The sequence below is a fragment of the Brevibacterium sp. SIMBA_078 genome (assembly GCF_046534565.1).
GTDB lineage: Bacteria > Actinomycetota > Actinomycetes > Actinomycetales > Brevibacteriaceae > Brevibacterium.
Window position 1 is genome coordinate 1 of the sequence record NZ_JAWRYQ010000009.1, and the last position, 1,710, is coordinate 1,710.

Annotated in this window: 1 protein-coding gene; it reads right to left on the bottom strand. The window is 59.6% G+C overall.

Annotated features, from left to right (window positions below; all coding sequences use genetic code 11):
- Positions 1–45: 45 nt before the first annotated feature.
- On the bottom strand, positions 46–1,599 hold the full coding sequence (locus SB749_RS18615) for an IS1634 family transposase (protein WP_410711612.1): 1,554 nt from the start codon (positions 1,597–1,599) through the stop codon (positions 46–48).
- Between the last annotated feature and the right edge of the window lie 111 nt (positions 1,600–1,710).

The following is a 1,710-nucleotide window of genomic DNA, read 5'->3' on the forward strand; positions in this document are numbered from 1 at the left end:
GACCTGAGTTGCACAACTTTAGTTACCCACCGCTGACAGCCGAATTTACGACTTTTCTAGCGCCTGGAGCATGTTCTCGACGGCCCTAGGTACTTCCGGTGTGAACGTGATGTCCTGCCCACCGACCCGCCCGGTGAACTCCCGCAACGGGCGCAGACTCGTGATGATCTTCTTCAACGACGCCCCAGTCGCGGCCTGCATGAACCTCGACACGGCCAACGCCGTGAACACGACAGTCAGGTGTGCCTCGATCGCATCCCGTTTCCGGTGGAAGATCGGGCGGGCTCTCAAGTCGGTCTTCGACATCCGGAAAGACTGCTCGACCTGCCACAGGTCGTGATAACTACCGATCACCTCCGCCGCAGGCATAGTCCCGACGGGAATGTTCGTCACGTAGCCCTTGAACCCCGTCAGCTTCATCGCCCGCTCATACGCCTTCTCATCGAAGGCTTTCTCCTCATCGGTGACTTTCACGAACCGGGCCTTCTTCGCCGGCTTGTCCCCATCGATGATTGCCAGTGCACGGTTGCGCTGCAGGTTCAGGGTCTGCTCATCACGCATCGCCCTCTTGCGCCGGTACTGCCACACCACTCGCCACGCATCCGGATGTTCCTCCGCTGACCAGACGGGTTCGCGTCTCTTCTTCACCCTCTCCGGATCGAGTCGCTTCACACCTTTCGGAGTAATCGTGTCGATGATCTGCCCATCGTCGGTGTACTCGCCATTCCACCGAAAATGCGTCGCCAGGTCATGTGGTGCTTTCGTCTGCCTCGACCCGACGATGAACCGCAGCCCAGCATCGTCGAGTTCTTTGAGGTTCTTCGCCGACAACATGCCGGCATCGGCGGCGACGACCATGTCTGTCACACCGTGGCGGTCTTGGAAGGCTTTGATCACGGGAATGATCGTGTGGGTCTCGGCCTTCGCGCCTTCGAAGCACCCGATCTCGAGTGGGAACCCCGTCCTGTCGACGAGCAACCCGACGACGATCTGCGGGTCCACGCGACGTTCTTTCGAGTACCCGACCTGGCGAAGGGCGTCTTCCTTCTCAGCCTCGAAATAGAGGGTCGTGACGTCATAAAGCAACAGACTGATCCCGGTGGTAGCGACGCTGTGGGCGAAGCATTTCTCTGCGATCTGGGCCCGGTAGTCGCGGTCTTTTGCCCGGACAAGGCTGTTGAGGAACGTGTTGCGGTGAACGACGTCGACACCGAGCTCGTCAAGGACTCTGACACTGTCGGACTTCGACGTCGGCTCAACCAATCGGGCAGCGACGAGTTGGAAGAACGCTTCATCGTCGATGATGTCGAACCCGAGCCTTTCGTACACGGTGCGGATCGTGTCGATGAGGAGCCCGGATCTGCTGGACTTCACGACTGCCGATGCCACTCGTGGTTTGTCGGCGGTGTCGAAGTCGAGTGTGGCCTGTCCGGGGTCGCGCAGTTTGGCTTTGCCTGCCTCGACGAGAGCGGCGAGGTCTTCGGGTGTGTGGGCCGACCCGAGGTGTTCGACGATGCGGTACTTCCCGCCAGTCTTATCGGCGATCTGTACGGCTGTGGCGCCCGACGCGGTCAGGACCTTGCGCACGAATGGGCTCATTCCACCATGATAAGGCTCAAATTAGTTACCCGAATCCGAAACAAGCAACCTCCTGACCAGGAGGAATATGCTCCGTGGCCCCGAAAACCTCATCTACTTGTGCAAGTCAGG

Excerpts from the sequence above, each read along its gene's own strand:
- SB749_RS18615 (WP_410711612.1), bottom strand. The coding sequence starts at position 1,599 with ATGAGCCCATTCGTGCGCAAGGTCCTGACCGCGTCGGGCGCCACAGCC.